This is a genomic window from Nocardioides sp. (genome assembly GCF_025964975.1).
Lineage (GTDB): Bacteria > Actinomycetota > Actinomycetes > Propionibacteriales > Nocardioidaceae > Nocardioides.
In genome coordinates this window covers 1-19,811 of the sequence record NZ_JAOPXV010000072.1, presented here as the reverse complement: position 1 = coordinate 19,811, position 19,811 = coordinate 1, and the positions used below count along the sequence as shown (strand labels likewise).

The following is a 19,811-nucleotide window of genomic DNA, read 5'->3' as shown; positions in this document are numbered from 1 at the left end:
CCTCGAGGCCTGAGGTCAGCGGGTGGCGAGCACGTGGAGCTGGGTCGCGAGCGGGAGGTATTCCGGACGGGTGGCCACGGCGCTCTCGAGCTCGGCCAGCGCGGCGCTCGCTCCGGGCTCCAGGTCGACCAGCTGTCCGGGCACGAGGTCCGCGAAGACCCGGACCCCGTGGATGGTGCTGGTGACCAGGCCGGCGGCAGCGAGCAGCGGCGAGAGCTCCTCGGCGGTGAACCGGCGACCACCGCGCCCCACGGCTCGGCCGCCAGCCGGGTCGTCGAGCAGGTCCCGAGCTGCCTGGAAGTGGCCGGCCATGGCGCGCGCGACGACGGCGGCATGCCGCTGGGCCACGAGCAGGCTGAGGTGTCCGCCGGGGCGGAGCACCGAGGCGATGGTGGCCAGTCCGGCCGCAGGGTCGTCGACGACGTCGAGCACCCCGTGGCAGAGCACGAGGTCGGCGTCCTCGACGAGCGTGGCCAGGTCGGCGAGGTCGCCCTGCTGACCCGTGATCCGCTCGGCCACATCGGCTTCGCGCGCCCGGCGGTCGAGCGCAGCGAGCGCGTCGGGGCTGGGGTCGATGACCTCGACCCGGTGACCGAGCTGGGCGAGGGGTACGGCGAAGCCGCCGGTGCCACCCCCGATGTCGACGATGCGGGCAGCCCCGTCGCTCTCGGCGAGGAGGCCACTGACTTCCGTCCACACCACACCGGTGCGGACGGACTGGCGACGCTCGCTGGCACTGGCGGACATGGCCACCACCCTAGTCGCCGAGTCATCCGGGACTACCGGGACTGCGGTGCCACAGCGTGCGTGCGACGTCCTCGGTGGGCGACGGAGCCGAGCGAGGAACGAGCGAGCGACCGAGCCCACCAGCGGGTGCAGCGGATTCACCGGCGGGCTTGCTGTCGGCGTACGGCGACAGCTGGAACCCGCTGGAGTGGAGGAGCACCCGACGCCGCTCGGGTTCATCGGCCCGGGTGCGGCCCTCGGGCACCCTGGCGAGCTCGGCGCGGACGTCGGCGATCGCGTCCTCCCGGCTCCGGGCGCGCTGCCAGACAGCGTGGAGCGCGGACAGCTCCCAGGCGCCGGTGGCGCGCAGGGACACACCGCGGCGCCCGGTGCGTCGCAGCTCGCCCCGCACGACCAGCAGCCAGGACTGAAAGACCGTTGCGGCGTACGGGCCCTGGGCGTCCTCGAAGAACGTGCAGTCGACCGGGCCGGTGCTGTCGTCGAGCGTCAAGAAGATCACCCGGCGCCCGGACCTGATCGGTGGCGTCTGGGTCGCGACCTTGACCCCGGCGACCAGCAGCTCGGAGCGGCTCCGGCGCTGGAGGAGGTGCTTGCTCCGGGTGATGCCGAGGGCGTCGAGGAGCTCGGCATAGGGCGTCACGACGTGCTGGGTGACATCGAGGCCGAGGATCTCCAGCTCCGCACGCATCCGCTCGTCGGTGGTCATCTCCGGCAGCCCCGTCGCCACCTCGCCACCCATGCCCGGCTCGTCGCCGAGGCTCAGGGTCAGCTGCACGGACTCGATCGGGGTCGGTGGCGCGGTGGCGCGCGACTGTGCGACCGCCCGGGCCCAGACCCCCGACTGCTCCCGGGTGGTGGGGTCGGTGCTGTTGCGCTCAGCTGCCTCGCCGGCCCTCGTGTCAGCGGCACGGGCCAACGGGGTGCGGGCGCGACCCCGAGCGAGACCCCGGCCGCGAGCCGTGCGGTCCAGGACACGGGCGTGCACGTCGAGCTCGACGACCTGGAGCAGCAGGTCGCGGCGGGTGATCCGGCCCCGCGCCCGGATGGTCTGGTCGCCACCGGAGATCCAGTAGATGGAGTCGAAGCCACCGGCCAGGACCAGCTGCTCCAGCACGGGGCGCGAGACCCGGGCCCGTTGGAAGAAGTCGGAGAGCGACACGTAGGGGCTGGTGCACTCCTCCCCCAGTCCGCCCCGGGCAGCGACGATCCGGACGACCTCGGCGGCGCTGATGCCCTTGACCTCGGCCAGCGCCAGCCGGATGGCGTAACCCGCGCTTTCCGGCCCAGGGCTGGGTTCCACCACATAGGCCTCGCTCGAGGCGTTGACGTCGAGACCGTGCACCCCGATCCCGAACTGGCGCGCGTCGTCGAGGATCAACCGCTTGGGATACATCCCGGGGTCGTGGGTGAGCACCCCGGCCAGGAAGTGCGCCGGCCAGTGCGCCTTGAGCCAGGCCGACTGGAAGGTCGGCAACGCGAAGGCCGCGGCGTGTGCCTTGCAGAAACCGAAGGAGGCGAAGGCCTCGAGCACCTTCCAGATGCGCTCGACCAGGACCAGGGCATAGCCACGCCCCAACGCACGCGGATAGAACCAGATCTTGGTCTGGGCCATCCCCTCGGTGTCGCCCAGCGCCCGGCGCTTCTCGTCGGCCTCCGCGAGGCTGACCCCGGTGAAGAGGGCGATGATCTCGATCACCTGCTCGTGGAAGACCACCACGCCCTGGGTCGCCTCCAGGATCGGTCGCAGGTCGTCGTGGAGGTGCACCACTGTCTTCCACCCCTGCTTGGCCTCGAGGTAGGGCGTGATCATGTCGCTCTTGACCGGCCCGGGACGGAACAAGGAGATGTCGGTGATGATGTCCTCGAAGGACTCGATGCCGGACTTGCCGACGAGCTCGCGCTGTCCCGGCGACTCGATCTGGAAGACGCCGAGGGTCTTCGCCTCGCTGATCATCTGGTAGGTCGCCTCGTCGTCGAAGGGAACCTGCGCCTCGTCGTCGATGTTGATCTCCACGGCGTCGACCCGCCTGATCTCGGCCACCGCGTGGGCCATCGCGGACTGCATCCGGATGCCGAGGACGTCGAGCTTGAGCAGTCCGAGCGCCTCCACGTCGTCCTTGTCGAACTGACTCATCGGGAAGCCGGCACAGGACGCCTCGACCGGCGTGCGGTCGAGCAGGGTGATGTCGGAGAGCAGCACGCCGCAGGGGTGTACGGCGATGTGCCGGGGAAGTCCGTCGAGGCGCTCCACGAGGCGGAACATCAGGTCGAGGCGCTCGTGGCCCAGCCCGCTGGCCCTCAGCTCGGGCAGGTCGCGCAGGGCGGCGCGGGCATCCCGGGCGCGGATGTGCGGGAAGGCCTTGGCGATCGCGTCGATCTCACCGGGGGGCATGCCCAGCGCAGCGCCGACGTCGCGAACGGCGTGGCGCACGCGGTAGGTGTCCATCATCGACACGCACACGCAGCGGTCCCCGCCGTACTTGTCGAGGATCGCCTCGTAGACCTCGAGCCGCCGTGCGGACTCCACGTCGAGATCGATGTCGGGCAGGGACTCCCGAAGCGGTGAGAGGAACCGCTCCATCAGCAGGCCGTGCCGGACGGGGTCGACGCCGGAGATGCCGAGCAGGTAGTTAACGAGGCTGCCGGCGCCGGAGCCCCGGGCAGCACGACGGATGCCCATCTCCCCGATCAGGTCGGTGATGTCGGCGACCGTGAGGAAGTACGGGGCATAGCCCAGCCCTCGGATCATCTCGAGCTCGTCGTCGAGGCGCTTCCAGATGCGCTGGCGGGGGGCCGAACCGTATCGGCGCCCGATCGCGCCCTCGCAGCGCGCGCGCAGCAGACCGTCGGCGCTGCTGCCCGCGCCACTGAGCTCGAACTCCGGGAAGTGCACCTCGCCGATGCCGAGGTCTCTGCGCGGGTCGAGCGCACATCGGTCGGCCACGGCGCGCGTCTGGGCCAGGACAAGACGGCCGTCGCGGTCGCCGAGACCGGCCAGCCGGCAGATCTCCTCGGCCACCTCGTGCATCTGCTTGCCGGACTTCAGGAATCCTTCGGCGTTGCCCCGGTCGACGTGGCGCCGGTCGAGGGCGACCAGTCGTCGCGCCGCGTCGAGGACGTCGACGGTCGGCGCATCGATGCGATCGGCGTAGCGCACGGCATTGGTCAGCACCGTGCCCAGACCGGCCCTCCGGGCGATGCCGGCCATCCGGGCGGCGTGCGGAGTGGTGCCCGGCCCCCACTGGTGCCCGGTGCCGGCGAGCCGGTGGGAGACGAGCTCGACGACCAGGTTTTCGCGGGGTACGACCTCCTGCCACGGTGCCAGCGCCGCCACTGCGAGGTCATCGCGTCGGCGCGACGCTGCCGCGCCGATCTCGGAGGCCGGCCCGAGCATCACCATCACGTCCCCGCCCATCAGGAAAGGAGCCAGTCCCTCGAGCGTCGCCACCGGGCGACCGCGCTCACCGGTGAGGTGGGTGGAGGAGATCATCCGGCAGATCGCCGACCAGCCGGCCTTGCCCACGGCCAGGAACGTCACCCGGTGGGACCCGCCCAGATGGACCGGCAGGTCGCGGTCGGCGCCGCCCCGCACCGGGGTGCGTACTGCCCCGACCCGAGCCGGCGAGCCCGCCGGGACCACGGCGGCCAGGACCAGGTCCACCCCGAGCACCGGCCGGATGCCGGCCCGCCCGCAGGACTGGGCGAACTTCACCGCGCCGTAGGTGCCGTCGCGGTCGGTGAGCGCGAGTGCGTCCATCTCCTGCTCCACAGCGCGCTCGACCAGGGCCTCCGGACGGGACGCCCCGTACTGGAGGGAGTAGCCAGAGGCCACGTGGAGATGGACGAACGGATCAGGCGACACCGGCCTGTCCAGTCGGGTGACCGGCAGCGACCAGTCGTCGGTCGAGATGGGCGTGCGGCACCAGCCCCAGGGCCGACTCCACCACGGCCAGGAACCGATCGGCGTCGCGGACCAGGTCGTCGGCCTCGCGCTCGGTGACCGCCCGGGTGGAGCCGGCCTCGGCAGCGGCGCGCTTGGCGGCACCGGCCGCGAAGAAGCGCGCCCACTCCGAGAGCTCGGGGGCGAGCTCGGACAGCAGCACCCAGGCGTTCTTCTGCCGTCCTCGCCGGGGCGCGGGCTGGGCCCGGGCTGCCAGCAGGGCGGCTGCCGCCCGCAACGCCGCGACGTGGGCACAGGCATAGCGGGTGGGCACGTCGCGAGCCGTGATCGCCTCCTGCAACGACTCGGCCGCCAGCGAGAGGTAGGAGTGGGTGGTCGCGGGCAACAGGTGAGGGTTCATCGTCGTTATCGCCGCTCAGTCCGCACAGCCGACGAGCTGCCAGCGGCCGTCGGACCAGCTGAAGGAGAGGTCGAAGACACCACTGGTGTGCACGACCTCGCCGTCGGAGCCGGTCACTGCGGCCATCCCCCGGCCCGCTTCGACTCGCCAGAGCTCTCGCTCGACGAGCAGGTCGGCACCGGCCGGCGGCGCGTGCTCCTGGGTCAGGTCGGGTTGCTCATCGGTGCCGACCACTGCCTGGACAGTCGTCGACTGCCACCACGGAGCCGTCTCCACCCAGTGCGCCATGACGGCGCGCACCTTCCACAGCCGCCCGCGCCACAGGAACTGGTCGGGCCCGTCGGTCTCTCCCCGTCGCACCTCCACGGGGTCGTCGTACAGTCGCATCTGCGCTCCTCAGGCTCATTCGACCCGTGTGGCGTCCGAACAGGTGTTCGAACAAGCCCCAAGGTACACGGCCCGACCGACAGTGGGTCAAGAGCGACGCAGGAAATGACCTAGTGCACGCGCAGGTAGTCGCTGGTGTCCTTGCGCCAGAGGAAGAACACCAGCGCGAGGCAGAGGACGACGAACAGGGCGGACACGACGACGAAGGCCGCCGGCAGTCCGTGACTGAGACCGAGGCCCGCGACGAGGGCGCCGAAGAGGCAGGTCGCCGTGAGGACCAGCCGGGACCAGCCGTGACCGTCCACGAGGAACGCCGCCAGGACGACCGCCAGCGCCACGAAGACCACGAACGACACCACCGCCAGCGGGACGAACTTCGGCACGATCGCCGCATCCCGCAACGAGGCCATCCCCCCCGAGGCAAGAAGCTCCTGGGCCGACGGGTTCCCCTTCGCCCAGGACCGGATCACCGCGTCGCTCTGCAGCCATGTCAGCAGCACCGCCACGCCGCTCACCACGACGAGCGCGGTCAGGCTCCGCACCGCGTTGGTGACGGAACCGGGCAATTCCCTGCGGGGGGACATCACTGTGGACAACTCCTGGGTCTGCGTCTGGCTAGGCTCACATCATGTCGAGCGAGCACCCTGCGATCACGTCATTTCGAGACGAGCTGCGCCGTCGTGGTGGGACGGGCGACGTGGTCATCCTGCCCGACTCGGTCCACACCGCCGCACTCGCGGCCGATGCGCTGGGTTGTGAGGTGGGTGCCATCGCCAACAGCCTGCTGTTCGACGCCGGCGGTACCCCGGTCCTGATCCTCACCTCCGGCGCGCATCGCGTCGACACCGCCAAGGTCGCAGACGATCTCGGTCTCGGCCGGCTCGAGCGCGCCTCCCCCGACTTCGTGCGACAGCACACCGGCCAGGTCATCGGCGGCGTCTCGCCCATCGACCACCCGGCGCCGGTGCCGACCTGGATCGACACCTGGCTGCGCAAGTACGACGTCGTGTGGGCAGCCGCGGGGCACCCTGCGGCCGTGTTCTCCTCGACCTTCGACGAGCTCGTGACCATGACAGGTGCGCCCGAGATCGACGTCGAGTGAGGGTGACGGCAGGCCCCGGCCAGCATCACTAGGGTGGGGACGTGGAATCACTTGCGCTGACCTTCTCCAGCGGCTGGGCCAGCGGCATCAACGCCTATCTGGTCGTCCTGGTGCTCGGCATCGCAGACAGGGTCAACGACTTCTCGCAGGTCCCCGACGTGCTCGCGCGCTGGGACGTCCTCGCGATGGCCGGGTTCTTGTTCTCCATGGAGTTCATCGCCGACAAGATCCCCTACATCGACTCCACCTGGGACGCGATCTCGACCGCCATCCGACCCACCGTCGGCGCGGTGATCGGTGTGCTGCTGGCCGGTGACGCGTCCTCGCTCGACCAGGCCGTCCTGGGAGTCGTCGGAGGCGGCACCGCGCTGCTGTCGCACCTGGTGAAGGCCGGCAGCCGACTGGCCATCAACTCCTCGCCCGAGCCCGTCACCAACATCGGCGCCAGCCTCGCCGAGGACGTTGCCGTCCTCGCGGTCGTCGCCTTCGCGATCAACAACCCCGAGGCCGCTGCGGCAATCGCGGGCGTCGCCCTGGCCCTGGGACTGATCATGTTGTTCTTCCTCGCCAGGGTCATCCGCCGGGGATGGCGGAGGTGGAAGAAGAAGGACCCGATCGCGGCGTCGGTGTGAGCGCCTTGCGGATCGTCGTCATCGGCGGCGGCTTCGGCGGCCTCGCCAGCGCCGTACGCCTGGCCAAGTTCGGTCACGGGGTCACCCTCGTCGAGCACTCGGACACCCTCGGTGGCGCCCTGCAGCCCGTCCGGGCCGACGGGTTCACCTGGGACGCCGGCCCGTCGAGCACCCTGTTGCCGGCCGTCATCCGCGACCTGTTCCGCAAGTCCGGCCGCCCCCTCGAACGCGAGCTGGACCTCCAGCCGCTCGATCTCGTCCGCGAGCACCGCTTCGCCGACGGCTCCGTCCTGGGCCTGCCCAGCGGTTCGCGCACGGCGCAGATCGCTGCCTTCGACGAGCTCGGGGGCCTGGGGGCAGCCTGGGCGGCGTACGTCGACGAGCGCGCCGGCGAGTGGGAGGTGCTGCGTCGCGGCTACCTCGAGCAGCCGTGGGACAGGGACCTGTCCTCCCGGGAGCTGAGCGACCTCCTCGGCAGCCGGGAAATGCTGCACAAGCGGTTGCGCAAGGTGCTCCCCGACGCGCGCCTGCGCCTCGTCGCCAGTCACCCGTTCGTGGCCGACGGTCACGACGTGCGCAACGTCCCGGTCTGGATGGGCGCAGTCTCCTATCTCGAGCAGACCTTCGGCACGTGGACGATCCCCGGCGGCATGACCGCCCTGGGAGCCGCCCTGGTGGACCGGCTCGACACCCGCGAGGTCACGGTGGAGCGGGGCACGACGGTGCTCGACGTCGTGGTGCGCAAGGGTCGCGCTGTCGGCGTACGCACCTCCGCCGGAGACCTGGACGCCGACGCGGTCGTGTGTGCCGTCGACCCGCGCCGGCTCCCGGCGTTGGCCGGGTTCGTCCGCCGGTCGATGCCCGCCATCCCGCCGGTCGTCTGCCACGTCGGTCTCGAGGGCGATCTTCCCGACCTGCCGCACGAGGTGGTGCTGCACGGCGACCCGATGCTCGTCGTCCGTACCGGCGGCACCTCTCCCGACGGCGGCGCAGCGTGGACGATCCACGGCCGGGGCCAGATCGCCGAGGACGTCCTCCGCGCGCTGGCGCGGCACCGCATCGACCTGCGTCCACACGTGGTCACGCGCATCGACCGCTCCCCGCGCGACCTCGTGGAGGCATGGTCGGGTTCTCCGCTGGGGGTCCTGTGGCAGGGACGGCAGACGGTCCGCGACCGGCTCGGGCCGACGACGCCGATCTCCGGGGTCTATGCCGCCGGCGCCCACGCGACGCCGGGGTCCGGCCTCCCGTTCGTCGGCCTGTCCGCCGCCCTCGTCGCGCAGGCGATCGGACCTGCCTAGGCCTCTCGGACCAGCGACCAGGTGACGGTCAGATTCGCGCCGACAGTGGTCTCCCCCGGCTCGATCTTCGCCGACATCATCGCCCCGCGGTGGTGGCCGGTTCCGTCCCCAGCAGGACCGGCGTGGCCGATGGCGAGCACCTCCCCCAGCGAGGCACCGGCGAGACCGGCCAGCTGGGTGGCCTGCCGCACTGCGTCGTCGTACGCCGCAGCGACGGCCTGCTCATGGGCAGCAGTGGGCGAGGACACCTCGAGCGCCACGCCCTCCACGACGAGCGCGTCGCCGATCTCGGTCGTGAGCTCGTCGAGGAGCGCGCCGGCTGCGTCCAGGTCGGGGCAGACGATGCTCATCGAATGGCGAGCCTCGAACCCGCGCGGCTGCCCCTGGTTGTCGTGCCAGGGCCACACGTTGATCCCGGTCGTGGCGACCCGTTCCTCTCCCGTGTGCCGCCGCGCCACGCCACCGATCGCGGCCGCCGCGGCGGAGCAGCCGCCGAACGCCTCCGCCACACCCGCTGCCCGGGCGACCCCCGCCACCCTGACCACGGCCGAGTCCGGGCGGACGGAGGTGGTGCCGTGACCGGTGACGGTGACCGTGTGGGTGCTCATGAGCGACACCGTAGCGACCAGCCGTGGCCTCAGACCGTGATCTGCAGCGCGGTGAAGATCTCGCGGGTCGCCTTGGAGAAGTTCAGCGTGTAGAAGTGCAGCCCCGGCGCGCCCCCGCTGAGCAGCTCCTGGCACAGCTCGGTGGAGATGCGGATGCCCTCGGCACGGAGCTCCGCAGGCGTCTCGGCCAGTGGCTCGATGCGGGCGGTCACCTCAGGCGGCATCTCGCGCCCGGAGAGCTCGACCATCCGGCTCATGGAGTTGAGGTTCAGGATGGGCATGATGCCCGGGATGATCGGGATGTCCACACCGATCGCGCGTGCGCGGTCGACCAGCGCGAAGTAGTCGCTGGCTCGCAGGACCATCTCGGTGACCGCGAACTCGGCGCCAGCGTCGTGCTTGGCCTTGAGCACCTGGGCGTCGTGCTCGACGCTCTCGGCGTTGACATGTCCCTCCGGGAAGGCCGCCACGCCGACGGCCGCGTCGTAGTGCTCCTTGATGAAGGCCACGAGCTCGGAGGCGTATTCAAGGCCGTCCTCGGCGCTGACCCACTCGGTGTGCGGTCCGCCGGGCGGGTCCCCCCGCAGGGCCAGGATGTGCGCGACACCGGCGTCGCGGTAGGCGTCGAGGATCTCGATCAGCTCCGCGCGGCTGTGGCCGACGCAGGTCAGGTGCGCGACCGGCAGCAGGGAGGTCTCCTGGGCGATCCTGCCGGTGATCCGCACCGTGGTGTCGCGGGAGCTGCCACCTGCGCCGTACGTCACGGAGACGAACGTGGGCCGGTAGGGCTCGAGCTCGGTGATCGCCCGCCACAGGCGCTCCTCGCCGGCCGCGTCCTTGGGTGGGAAGAACTCGAACGAGAACGACTTCTCGCCGCTCTCGATCAGCTCGCGCATGCTGCGCCCGGGTCCCGTGGTCATGCGCCAAGCCTAGGGACGGCCGCGATGCGCGGACGAATCCGTCCACTGGCTAGGCTCCACTGGTGAGCGACCCGGCGAGTGACCTGCCCACCGACGCGGCCCGTGACGCCACACCCGGCGACTGGGACGCGGACGCCTTCCGGGACCAGATCCGTGCGGTCCTCGACGACTTCCTCGACGAGCAGGCCGCCCGGTTGGGCGCACTGGGCGCGGACGCCGCTCGCCTCGTCGCGGAGGCACGCACGTGCGTCGGCGGCGGCAAGCGCTTCCGGGCCGCCTTCTGCTACTGGGGCTACCGCGCGATCCAGCCCGAGGTCGCCGACGACGCTGCCCTGGTCCGTGCGTGCGCTGCCCTGGAGCTGCTGCACGCGAGCGCGCTGGTCCACGACGACCTGATGGACTCCTCCGACACCAGGCGCGGCCGCCCTGCCACACACCGCGCGTTCGAGGGCGAGCACCGAGGCGCCGGCTGGACCGGGGACCCCGGGCAGTACGGCGCCGCGGCAGCCATCCTGCTCGGTGACCTGCTTCTCGGGTGGGCCGGCGACATGCTGCGTCACTGCGGCCTGCCACGGGCCCAGGTGGATGCCGGGCTGAGCGTGTTCGAGCTCTGCCGTACCGAAGTGATCGCCGGCCAGTTCCTCGACGTATCGGTCCAGGCGCGGGCCCACGCCGACATGGACACCGCCATGACGGTGCTGCGCTACAAGTCCGCGAAGTACTCCATCGAACGGCCGCTCGAGATCGGTGCCGCTCTTGCCGGAGCGTCGAAGGAGCAGAGCAGGCAGCTGTCCTCCTTCGGCCTGCCGCTCGGAGAGGCCTTCCAGCTCCGCGACGACCTCCTCGGCGTGTTCGGCGACCCGGCGCTCACCGGCAAGCCGGCAGGCGATGACCTCGTCGAGGGCAAGCGGACCGTGCTCGTCGCGTTGACCCTGGCGGGTGCCGATCCCGCCGAGGCCGAGCGGCTGGACTCCTCACTGGGCAGTCCGCTCGAGGACGCCGCAGTCGTCGACCTTCGGCGGATCATCCGGGAGTCCGGCGCGGACGCCCAGGTGGAGCAGCTGATCGGGTCGCTCGCCGACAAGGCCCTCGCGGTGCTGGTTCGAGCAGACATCGACGAGCACGCACGCGGCGTGCTCGCGCAGCTCGCGTCCGCTGCCACCCAGCGAGTGGTCTGAGGCTCTTTCAGTCGAGGGAGGCGATGCCGGGAACCTCTGGACCCTCGCCCCGCAGCAGCACGGAGAACGGCACACCCCGGTCGGCATTGACCCGTGAGCCCAGCACGGACAGGGCGATGTTGAACGCCCTCTCGTCAGCCCGCGCCAGCGTCGTCCAGCCGTCCCACAGAAGCACGACGCCTGCCTTGCCTGCCCCGATGTCGTGGAGACAGTCACCCAGGGCGTCGAAGTTCTGGCCGTAGTCGTCCCGGAAGCCGAGGGCGCGACCGACGACCTCGAGGAACTCGGCCCTGGTCTCGCTCACCCAGCCGTCCACGTGGGCGAACCCGAAGTCGGCGTGCTCGACAGTGCGCCGGACGTCAGCGACCTCGAAGGCTCCGTGCCACCGGTAGATGCCCGGTTGGGCGTGGTGGCTGATCAGCCCCGCGAGGAGTCCTGCCAGTCCGCTCACCTAGAAGGCCATGGCCTGGGCGCGACGCTTGACCTCGGCGCCGCGGTTCTCCCGCAGGGCGTCGATGGGTCGACCGGGCAGGTCGTCGTCGATGAAGATCCACGCAATGCACTCGCGGTCGGTGAAGTTGTTGTCGTGCATCAGGGTCAGCAGTCCCGACAGGCCCTTGACGACCAAGCCGTCCTGGAAGAACGCGGCCGGCACGGACGGCGGCCGGCCCGGTCGCGGGACCGCCTCCGCGATCTCGTGGTCCTTGATCATGGTGCGGACCTTGGCCGGAGTGACACCGAGCAGGTCGCCCGCCTGTTCCCAGTCGAGCCACTCGTCGACGAGCGCGTCGAGATCGGCTTCGGCCAGCGGGACGGAGTTGTCGGAGGACGTCATACGGGCACTATTTCACGCCTCGCGTCGCATCGCCGCCTCCAGCCTGCCACGCCGCGCCACGCCGGGACACGGTCTCACCGCCGCCGGCGCCTGCCGGGTTCGTACGATGGCCCCACCGGATCCTTCCCCGTCCGGTGATGGAGGTCGAGCAGTGGAGCCACCCGAGCACGTCGAGAGTGCGCGTCGAGCGGCGCCCGACGCCCTCGTCGGTCGACTCCTGGACCGCCGATACCGGATCGGGCCCCGCATCGCACGCGGCGGCATGGCCAGCGTCTACGAGGCAGAAGACATCCGTCTCGACCGCACCGTCGCCGTCAAGGTCATGCACCCCGGGCTCGGCGACGACGACGAGTTCGCCCAGCGCTTCGTCCGCGAGGCGCGCGCGGCGGCGAAGCTCAACCACCCGCACGTGGTCGGCGTCTACGACCAGGGTGACGACGACGGTGTGGTCTTCCTGGCGATGGAATACGTCCCCGGCCACACCCTGCGAGACGTGATCCGCAAGGAAGCTCCGATGACGCCTGCCCGGGCGCTGTCGCTCCTCGAGCCGATCGTCTCGGCACTGGCAGCAGCGCACCGCGCCGGGCTGGTGCACCGGGACGTGAAGCCGGAGAACGTCCTCATCGGAGACGAGGCCCACGGCAGCCACATCAAGGTCGCGGACTTCGGACTGGCCAAGGCAGTCAGCGCCGACACGCAGCACACGGCCACCGGAGGCGTGCTCATCGGCACCGTCTCCTACCTCGCCCCCGAGCTGGTCGTCGATGGCCGGTCGGATGCGCGTGCGGACGTCTACGCAGCGGGGGTCGTGCTCTACGAGCTGCTCACGGGCAACAAGCCGCACGAGGGCGAGAGCCCGATCCAGGTCGCCTACCGCCATGTCCACGAGGACGTGCCACCCCCGTCCCGCGTCGTCCCGGGGATCCCCGCCTACGTCGACGCGCTCGTGGCCCGCGCCACGGCACGTGACCGGTCCCAGCGGCCTGCCGATGCCGCCGTGCTTCTGCACCAGATCCACCGGGTGGCCCAGACGCTGCGCGACGGGGTGCAGGACGACCCAGACCTCACCGCCGACCTGGCCCTGTCCCCGGTTCGTCACGACCCGTTCGAGGACATCGAGGTCGAGGACGTCAGGGTCGAGGAGCGCCACGACACCACGGCCCTCGAGCACCTCCCCGCGGTGGTAGGACCGACGCGCGTACGCCCGGTCGCGAGCCCGCCGCGCAAGCCCCCTGCCCGCAGGCCGGCCGCACCGCTGCCGGTGCACACCACGCCTCGGTCACGATCGGTCAAGGGGCCGCTGTCGTTCCTGCTGGTCGTGCTGCTGCTGACCGCTGTCGGGGCAGGAGCGTGGTGGTTCGGCTTCGCGCGATACACCACGACTCCCGGAGTCCTGGGCGTCAGCGAGGCCGCTGCAGCGTCGCGGCTCGAGCGCGAGGGCCTCGACGTCGAGGTCGGGACACCCCGCTTCTCCGAGACCGTCAAGGCTGGTCTCGTGCTGGCGACCGAGCCCGAGCCGGGTGAACGGGTGCTCAAGGAGGGCACCGTCAGCCTGGTGGTCTCGCTCGGTCCGGAGCGCTACGACGTCCCCGCCGTGAAGACCATGACCGAGGACGAGGCCCAGGACGCCCTCCAGCAGAGCAACCTGGCCGTCGGCGACAGCGTCGAGAAGTTCAGCGAGAGCATTCCCGCAGGTGCGGTCATCAAGACGGTCCCGGCGGCCGGCACGACCGTGAAGCCCGACACGTCGGTCGACCTGGTGCTGAGCAAGGGACGCCGACCCATCGAGGTGTCCGACTGGACCGGCAAGGACGCCGACAAGGCCGTGGCCGCCCTCGAGCGACGCAAGCTCGTCGTCGAGATCGCCGGTGAGGAATACAGCGACTCGGTGGCCGAGGGCGGCGTGATCTCCCAGGACCCCACCGCAGGGCCCCTCTTCAAGGGCGACACCGTGGCCCTCGTCATCTCGAAGGGCCCCGAGCTGGTGGAGGTGCCACGAGTGATCGCGATGGGGGTCGAGGCGGCGACCGAGAAGCTCGAGGCGCTGGGGTTCCAGGTCAACGTCCAGAACTCCGACAACTACATCGGGGTGGGATTCGTGTTCAGCACCTCCCCCGGTGCCGGCGACATGGTGGCCCGGGGCAGCACGATCACGCTCTACCTGATCTAGCGCCCTAGGCTCCGGCGGTGAGCACCGCCACCCCGACCGCGACCGCGGCTGCCCAGCAGCGGCGAACCACCCTGCTCGCAGCACTCGCGCTGCTCGCGATGACCGCGTGCTGGGGCTCCACCTTCATCTCATCTCGGACGAGGTGCAGGTCACCCAGTGCATGAAGTGGGCTGCACGTGAAGGTGTGAGGGTCGTCGGTGATCCGATCATTGAGCTCGACGCCTCCAGTCGCTCCTCGAAGAAGCGAGCCATCGCCAGGATGATCGAGGAGGTTCGTGAGGGCCAGTACGAGGGCATCGTGGTCTGGAAGATCAGCCGGTCGGGACGCAAGCTTATCGACTCCTTGCAGAACGTGGCGGAGCTGCGCGAGGCCGGTGGCTTCATCGCGTCGGCCACCGAGAACCTCAACGACATCGAGACCTCGATCGGCAAGTTCTCTCGCGGCCAGATGTTGCCGATGTCTGGAAGAACGTCCACGAGCACCGCAAAGACCAGGGCCTCCCCCACACGGGTGGCGAGCGGTTCGGCTACCTCTATGACACGGACGAGAAGGACCCTCGAAGGTCTACACGATCAACCCGCTCCCCGGCCCCTGGTTGGCGAAGTGCTATACCGCTTTCGTCGCCGGCCAGAGCACCTCATCCCTGTGTCAGGAGTTGTGGGACAACGGCATCCGATCCGTCACCACGCAGATCTGTCCCGCGTCTGCCAGCGTGTCCCAGCGTCAGGTCGAGGAGCGTGTTCTGGAGTGGCTGTTGGATAACGCCAGGGGCGAGGGCAGCACGCAACCGCGGCAGCTCGACTGGCCCATGCTGCGACCGCTCGTGGTGACGCGGAGTCCATCGCCAAGGAGGTCGACGTTCTCCGTCGCAGGGTCAAGCGGATGGTCACGATGATTGCCGACGAGGAGGATGAAGAGGTCGTCGGAGATTACAAGACAGCGCTCGCGGAGTACCGCCCCGAGATCAAGGAGTTGGAGGCGCAGAAGATGAGTTGGAGGTGGAGGCCGATGTGGCGGCGATCCCCACCGAGGATGCGTTCTTCGCGCTTGCAGCCAACTGAAAACAGGGCAATCCTGCGATGCTCAATGAGGCGCTTCGGAAGGTCATTGCCCGAACCGAGGTGGCCCCTGGTGCTCGTGTTCACAAGTCCCGAGTGAAGATCATTCCGCATTGGGTGCCGAGGCAGCAGAGGCCGTTCGGAGTCAGGAAAACAAGTCGGTGTCTTGGGTTAAGACAGAAACCGTGGCCTAGAAACACAGAAGCCCCCCACCAGCATTCTGGTGGGGGGCTTTCTTGCGTTATGCCGCTACCTGCTGGGGAGTCTTGTGGCGTTCGAGAGAGATGGCTGCCATCAGCGTCAGAGAGTGCGAGCTCCAGCCACGCACTGCTCAGTACGAGCTCGCCCAAGCGGTGCAAGCCGCCCAGAAGGGCGGTGCGACATGGGAGCGGATCGGGGGCGTGCTGGGCATCAGCCGGCAGTCGGCGTGGCAGCGGTTCCGCCACTCGGTACAGCACTCCAAGCCCGAAGAAGTTCCGACCCTCGGCCTCCCCCAGGCGTCCCCACCGTGGGTTACGGTGTTTGGGCATCACCCACCACATCAAACAGGGGAATGATTCACATGAAGAAGTTCATCACCGTCACTGCTGCCGCTGCCGTCCTCGCCGTGGGGGCGAGTGGCGGAGCTGTCGCAGGCAGCCTCATCACCAGCGCGCAGATCGAGAACGACACGGTCGCGTCGGTCGACATCAAGGACCGCACGATCAAGCCCCGCGACCTGTCGCCGCGGACCAAGGCATTCATCAAGCGCAAGGCCGGCAAGAACGGAGCCAACGGCGTCAACGGGGCCAATGGAGCCAATGGAGCGCCGGGGGCACCAGGAGCGCCGGGAGCGCCCGGTCAGGATGGCAGCGCCGCTGGCGTGCAGAGCAACTTCACGACCTTCGGTAACGCCGAGATCGTGGACGCCAACACGGTTCGCCTGAGCCACGACGCTCCTGACGGCTCGGCGGTCCAGATCGAGAACCTGAACCTCGCGGTGCAGCAGGGTGACGAGGTGACCTTCACCTACCGGCTCGCTGGTGGTGCTGTCTACGGTGGAGGCGTGCCGCGTGTCTACCTGGAGATCAACGGGCAGTTCTTCAACACGTTCGACGGTGGCCCCTTCGGTGGCATCGACCCGAACGGCCCCGGTGGCGTCGACAACGGTGACGGCACCTTCACGCGGACGGTGACCATTCCGACCAACGGTCGCATCGGTCAGGCTGGCGTCGTGGTCGACTCTGGTCCCGGCACCATCACCGTGAGCAACCTCGTGGTTTCGGACACCCCGATCAAGTTCATGTGATCCACCTCTAGCCCACCAAGCCCCCCTGCCACCGCTCGACAGGGGGGCTTGGTGTTTCTCAGGAGTGGAGGGTTGGATCACTGTCCCAGTCGGTGAACCCGAGGGCTGAGAGGAGGCCACGGCACAGCATGTACTCACGGAGGGTGTAGGTCTTCGGTTCGATCTTTGGTTCGGTATCCATGACAACCATCCGACCGGTTCCGCAGGTCGGCGGCTCGCCACGCTGTTCGCACTTTGTGAGACTCGACCTTCTTCCTCATCAAGGACCTGCTCGACCGGATCCCCACCCTCGACTTCCTGGCTGTCCGCTTCGCCATCGCGGCAGCAGCCATGCTGCTGGTGGCGCCGAAGGCGATCGCTCGACTCTCCCCTGCCGCACGCCGGCACGCCGTCGTCCTGGGGACGTTGTAGGCGTGGCACAGATCGTGCAGACCGCCGGCCTCGCGCAGACACCCGCCAGCGTCAGCGGGTTCGTCACCGGCATGTACGTCGTGTGCACGCCGGTCTTCGCCGCCGCCACCCTGCACACCCGGATCGGCGCCCTCACCTGGGCGCGGTGGGGTTGGCCACCCTCGGTCTGGGTGTCCTCACCCTGGGCGGCTTCAGTCTCGGGTACGGCGAAGCGATCACCCTCGTCGCAGCGGTGCTCTACGCCGTGCACATCGTGGGCCTCGGTGCGTGGTCGACCCCGCTCGATGCCGTGGGCATGTCGAACCTCCAGATCATCGTGATCGCTGCCATCTGCTTCGTGGCGACCGTGCCCGACGGGATCGTGCTGCCGCACACGGGACGGGACTGGCTCTCGGTGCTCTACATGGCGATCTTCGCGGGCGCGCTCGCGATGCTCGGGCAGACCTCGGCCCAGGCCGACCTGGCGCCGACGCGAACCGCGATCATCATGAGCATGGAGCCGGTCTTCGCGGCCACCTTCGCCGTGGCGCTCGGCGGCGAGAGGATCACGGCCCGGCTGCTCGTGGGCGGGACGATGGTGCTGACCGCGATGGTTGCCGTCGAGCTCGTCCCGCGCCGACACGTGGAGGCCGAGGTCACCCACATCGCGGTCTGAGGGGGGCGATCAGCCCGTAGTCTGGCGTCGTGACGACCTGTGTGCGCTGCGGCCACGAGCTGGGGATAGGGCGGTTCTGCCTGAACTGCGGCCACCCCGTCGATGCGCCGCTGCCCGCAGAGGAGACACCACTCACCACGCTGCACGAGGAGTCGTCGCCCGACCGGCCCGACCTCGGGAGCCCGTCGTGGGTGCCATGGGCGGTCGGGGTCAGCCTGCTGCTGATGGTCCTGGGGGTCCTGGCGGTCCTGGCATCCATCCTCGGTGGGGACGACGATCCCGCCGCGGGCATGGCGACAGAGCCACAGCCGACGAGCACCGAGAGCCAGGCTCCGCCGGCCGAGGTCGTCGACCTCACCCGCACGGTCAAGGTCAAGGCGCCACCCGCGGCACCGCCCACCGCCGACCTGGACGGCCAGCTCGTCAGCTACGGCGCCCGGCGCATGCTCGACGGGGAACCGGAAACGGCGTGGCGCACCACGGGCGATGCGACCGGCCAGACGATCACGTTCTCCCTGCGGGAGGCCACCAGCATCCGTCGGGTCGGGCTGATCAACGGCTACGCCCGGAAGGTGCCCAGTGGGGCCACCCTGGTCGACTGGTATCCCCACAACCGGCGCATCACCCTCGTGGAGTGGGTCTTCGACGACGGCACCTCTGTGCAGCAGAAGCTCCGGGAGAAGTCCAAGCTCCAGCGGCTCACGATCGAGCTCGTGACGACCACGACCGTCCAGCTGCGCGTGCTGGCCGTGACGCCCCCTGGCGCCGGTGTCCTCGGGCGCGACTACACGGCCATCAGCGAGATCCTCATCGCGGGCGCCCCGGCTGCGTGACCGACCCCGAGCACCAGCACTAGAGGCGGGTCAGGATCGCCGCGGCCGTGTCGGCGTCGGCCTTCGACACCTCGAGGTGCGTCACGAGGCGTACGACGCGGGGCCCGACCGCGGCGATCCGCACCCCGGCCTCGGCGGCGGCGGACACGAAGTCGGCCGCGTCCGGTCGCGGGACCACCACGATGTTGGTGTCCACCGTGGCCGGGTCGACACCACAGGCCTCGGCGAGCAGCTTCGCGTGGTCGTGGTCGACAGAAAGGCGCTCCAGGTGGTGGTCGAGCGCGTGCAGGCCGGCAGCGGCCAAGATCCCGGTCTGTCGCATGCCGCCGCCCAGTCGCTTGCGCCATACGCGCGCTTCGGCGATCGCGTCGGCCGAGCCCACCACCAGCGAGCCCACCGGTGCGCCCAGACCCTTGGAAAGGCAGACGGCGATCACGTCGGCGACGGCGCCGTAGTCGCTGAAGGAGGTGCCGGTCGCGACGTGGGCGTTCCAGATGCGAGCACCGTCGAGATGAACCGCGACGCCGACCTCGTCGGCCCACGACCGCAGTGCCTGCAGGTCGGCCAGGGGCAGCACCGCTCCCCCGGCGAAGTTGTGGGTGTTCTCGACTGAGACGGCCGCCGTGGGCACCAGGAACGGGCCCATGTCCGGGGCATACATCTCGGCGATCGCCGGCTGGTCGATCTGGCCCCGTTGACCGGTCCACGTGCGCATGGTCAGGCCCGTGATCGCGCCGTGCGCCCCGAGCTCGGCGCGCGCGATGTGAGCGGACGCCTCGCAGAGCACCTCCTGGCCCACGCGGACGAGGGAGCGGATGGCGAGCACGTTGGCGAGCGAGCCCGTCGGGGTGAAGAGGGCGGCCTCGTGCCCGAACAGGCCCGCCACCCTCTCCTCGAGAGCGTTGGTCGTCGGGTCCTCGCCGTAGACGTCGTCGCCGACCTCCGCGGCCGCCATCGCGGACCGCATCGCGCGGGTCGGGGTGGTGAGGGTGTCCGAACGCAGGTCGATCATCGCGTCCGGAGCATCTCCGAGACGAGGAACGCCAGCTCGAGTGACTGGACGCGGTTCAGGCGTGGGTCCACGACCGACTCGTAGCGGTGGGCGAGGCCGATCTCGTCGATCTCCTCGCCACCTCCGACGATCTCGGTGACGTCGTCGCCGGTCATCTCGACCATCATCCCGCCGGGCACGGTGCCGAGCCCGCGGTGGACGTCGAAGAACCCCTGGATCTCGTCGAGCACGTCGTCGAAGCGCCGGGTCTTGTAGCCGGTCGAGGCCTCGAACGTGTTGCCGTGCATCGGGTCGCTGACCCAGGCGACCTGCACGCCCTCGGCCGTGACCTTCTCGACCAGGGGCGGCAGTCCGTCGCGGACCTTGCCCGCC

At 70.1% G+C, this 19,811-nt stretch carries 20 protein-coding genes; 9 read left to right on the top strand and 11 right to left on the bottom strand.

The window, feature by feature from the left end; genetic code table 11:
• Positions 1-15: 15 nt before the first annotated feature.
• The 5 genes from JWN68_RS05215 to JWN68_RS05195 form a co-directional block, all read right to left on the bottom strand.
• Positions 16-747 carry a methyltransferase domain-containing protein gene (locus JWN68_RS05215; protein ID WP_297735709.1) on the bottom strand — a complete coding sequence of 244 codons (732 nt, stop codon included), beginning with the start codon at positions 745-747 and terminating at the stop codon, positions 16-18.
• 22 nt (positions 748-769) lie between these two features.
• Positions 770-4,609, bottom strand: coding sequence for a DNA polymerase III subunit alpha (locus tag JWN68_RS05210; RefSeq protein ID WP_297735705.1), 3,840 nt, complete (start codon positions 4,607-4,609; stop codon positions 770-772).
• Complete coding sequence (locus JWN68_RS05205; RefSeq protein ID WP_297735702.1) at positions 4,599-5,033, bottom strand: SAV_6107 family HEPN domain-containing protein; 435 nt, start codon at positions 5,031-5,033, stop codon at positions 4,599-4,601. Before JWN68_RS05205 ends, JWN68_RS05210 begins: the two co-directional genes overlap by 11 nt.
• A 30-nt stretch (positions 5,034-5,063) precedes the next feature.
• Positions 5,064-5,435 (bottom strand): DUF6504 family protein, encoded by a 372-nt coding sequence (locus tag JWN68_RS05200; RefSeq protein ID WP_297735699.1) that lies wholly within the window; start codon positions 5,433-5,435, stop codon positions 5,064-5,066.
• Positions 5,436-5,545: 110 nt separating this feature from the next.
• Entirely contained in the window at positions 5,546-6,019 is a 474-nt protein-coding gene (locus JWN68_RS05195) for a hypothetical protein (protein WP_297735696.1), read from the bottom strand.
• 44 nt (positions 6,020-6,063) lie between these two features.
• On the opposite strand from JWN68_RS05195, the gene JWN68_RS05190 reads away from it, so the two are divergent.
• Genes JWN68_RS05190 through JWN68_RS05180 form a run of 3 tightly spaced genes read left to right on the top strand, consistent with a single transcriptional unit; the run spans position 6,064 to position 8,470 of the window.
• Positions 6,064-6,537: a YbaK/EbsC family protein gene (locus JWN68_RS05190; RefSeq protein WP_297735693.1), complete on the top strand. Its 474-nt coding sequence runs from the start codon at positions 6,064-6,066 to the stop codon at positions 6,535-6,537.
• A gap of 41 nt (positions 6,538-6,578) precedes the next feature.
• Complete coding sequence (locus JWN68_RS05185) at positions 6,579-7,169, top strand: DUF4126 domain-containing protein (RefSeq protein ID WP_297735690.1); 591 nt, start codon at positions 6,579-6,581, stop codon at positions 7,167-7,169.
• Complete coding sequence (locus tag JWN68_RS05180) at positions 7,133-8,470, top strand: FAD-dependent oxidoreductase (protein ID WP_297735687.1); 1,338 nt, start codon at positions 7,133-7,135, stop codon at positions 8,468-8,470. The genes JWN68_RS05185 and JWN68_RS05180 overlap by 37 nt, the downstream gene beginning before the upstream one ends.
• Here JWN68_RS05180 and JWN68_RS05175 read toward each other — a convergent pair.
• Both JWN68_RS05175 and metF read right to left on the bottom strand, forming a co-directional pair.
• Positions 8,467-9,078 carry an SIMPL domain-containing protein gene (locus JWN68_RS05175; protein WP_297735683.1) on the bottom strand — a complete coding sequence of 204 codons (612 nt, stop codon included), beginning with the start codon at positions 9,076-9,078 and terminating at the stop codon, positions 8,467-8,469. The two genes, JWN68_RS05180 and JWN68_RS05175, sit on opposite strands and share 4 nt — an antisense overlap.
• Positions 9,079-9,107: 29 nt before the next feature.
• Complete coding sequence (gene metF, locus JWN68_RS05170) at positions 9,108-9,998, bottom strand: methylenetetrahydrofolate reductase [NAD(P)H] (protein WP_297735680.1); 891 nt, start codon at positions 9,996-9,998, stop codon at positions 9,108-9,110.
• A gap of 62 nt (positions 9,999-10,060) precedes the next feature.
• Here metF and JWN68_RS05165 point away from each other — a divergent pair, with 62 nt between their 5' ends.
• A complete protein-coding gene (locus tag JWN68_RS05165) occupies positions 10,061-11,176 on the top strand; it encodes a polyprenyl synthetase family protein (protein ID WP_297735677.1) in 1,116 nt (371 codons plus the stop codon).
• Positions 11,177-11,183: 7 nt separating this feature from the next.
• Here the strand turns inward: JWN68_RS05165 and JWN68_RS05160 are convergent, their stop codons facing one another.
• Complete coding sequence (locus JWN68_RS05160) at positions 11,184-11,627, bottom strand: barstar family protein (protein ID WP_297735674.1); 444 nt, start codon at positions 11,625-11,627, stop codon at positions 11,184-11,186.
• Entirely contained in the window at positions 11,628-12,011 is a 384-nt protein-coding gene (locus JWN68_RS05155; RefSeq protein ID WP_297735671.1) for an Rv2175c family DNA-binding protein, read from the bottom strand.
• 151 nt (positions 12,012-12,162) lie between these two features.
• Here JWN68_RS05155 and pknB point away from each other — a divergent pair, with 151 nt between their 5' ends.
• The 5 genes from pknB (at position 12,163) to JWN68_RS05130 (ending at position 18,427) form a co-directional block, all read left to right on the top strand.
• Entirely contained in the window at positions 12,163-14,181 is a 2,019-nt protein-coding gene (pknB, locus tag JWN68_RS05150) for a Stk1 family PASTA domain-containing Ser/Thr kinase (RefSeq protein WP_297735668.1), read from the top strand.
• Positions 14,182-14,341: 160 nt separating this feature from the next.
• On the top strand, positions 14,342-14,944 hold the full coding sequence (locus tag JWN68_RS19235) for a recombinase family protein (RefSeq protein ID WP_366519748.1): 603 nt from the start codon (positions 14,342-14,344) through the stop codon (positions 14,942-14,944).
• Positions 14,945-15,802: 858 nt separating this feature from the next.
• On the top strand, positions 15,803-16,528 hold the full coding sequence (locus JWN68_RS05140; RefSeq protein ID WP_297735662.1) for a hypothetical protein: 726 nt from the start codon (positions 15,803-15,805) through the stop codon (positions 16,526-16,528).
• A gap of 556 nt (positions 16,529-17,084) precedes the next feature.
• A complete protein-coding gene (locus JWN68_RS05135) occupies positions 17,085-17,594 on the top strand; it encodes a DMT family transporter (protein ID WP_297735659.1) in 510 nt (169 codons plus the stop codon).
• Between the two features lie 29 nt (positions 17,595-17,623).
• Positions 17,624-18,427 carry a discoidin domain-containing protein gene (locus JWN68_RS05130; RefSeq protein WP_297735656.1) on the top strand — a complete coding sequence of 268 codons (804 nt, stop codon included), beginning with the start codon at positions 17,624-17,626 and terminating at the stop codon, positions 18,425-18,427.
• Positions 18,428-18,446: 19 nt separating this feature from the next.
• Here the strand turns inward: JWN68_RS05130 and JWN68_RS05125 are convergent, their stop codons facing one another.
• The gene (locus JWN68_RS05125) at positions 18,447-19,439 is read right to left on the bottom strand and encodes a GntG family PLP-dependent aldolase (protein WP_297735653.1); all 993 of its coding nucleotides are present in this window, start codon (positions 19,437-19,439) and stop codon (positions 18,447-18,449) included.
• On the bottom strand, positions 19,436-19,811 hold a 376-nt coding region (locus JWN68_RS05120), incomplete at its 5' end, for a 3-deoxy-7-phosphoheptulonate synthase (protein ID WP_297735651.1). The genes JWN68_RS05120 and JWN68_RS05125, both read right to left, overlap by 4 nt.

Bases quoted from the DNA above. Each gene is read 5' to 3' on its own strand.
- JWN68_RS05215 (WP_297735709.1), bottom strand. From the start codon at position 747: ATGTCCGCCAGTGCCAGCGAGCGTCGCCAGTCCGTCCGCACCGGTGTG.
- JWN68_RS05200 (WP_297735699.1), bottom strand. From the start codon at position 5,435: ATGCGACTGTACGACGACCCCGTGGAGGTGCGACGGGGAGAGACCGAC.
- JWN68_RS05195 (WP_297735696.1), bottom strand. From the start codon at position 6,019: ATGTCCCCCCGCAGGGAATTGCCCGGTTCCGTCACCAACGCGGTGCGG.
- JWN68_RS05190 (WP_297735693.1), top strand. From the start codon at position 6,064: ATGTCGAGCGAGCACCCTGCGATCACGTCATTTCGAGACGAGCTGCGC.
- JWN68_RS05175 (WP_297735683.1), bottom strand. From the start codon at position 9,078: ATGAGCACCCACACGGTCACCGTCACCGGTCACGGCACCACCTCCGTC.
- metF (WP_297735680.1), bottom strand. From the start codon at position 9,998: ATGACCACGGGACCCGGGCGCAGCATGCGCGAGCTGATCGAGAGCGGC.
- JWN68_RS05155 (WP_297735671.1), bottom strand. From the start codon at position 12,011: ATGACGTCCTCCGACAACTCCGTCCCGCTGGCCGAAGCCGATCTCGAC.
- JWN68_RS19235 (WP_366519748.1), top strand. From the start codon at position 14,342: ATGAAGTGGGCTGCACGTGAAGGTGTGAGGGTCGTCGGTGATCCGATC.
- JWN68_RS05140 (WP_297735662.1), top strand. From the start codon at position 15,803: ATGAAGAAGTTCATCACCGTCACTGCTGCCGCTGCCGTCCTCGCCGTG.
- JWN68_RS05125 (WP_297735653.1), bottom strand. From the start codon at position 19,439: ATGATCGACCTGCGTTCGGACACCCTCACCACCCCGACCCGCGCGATG.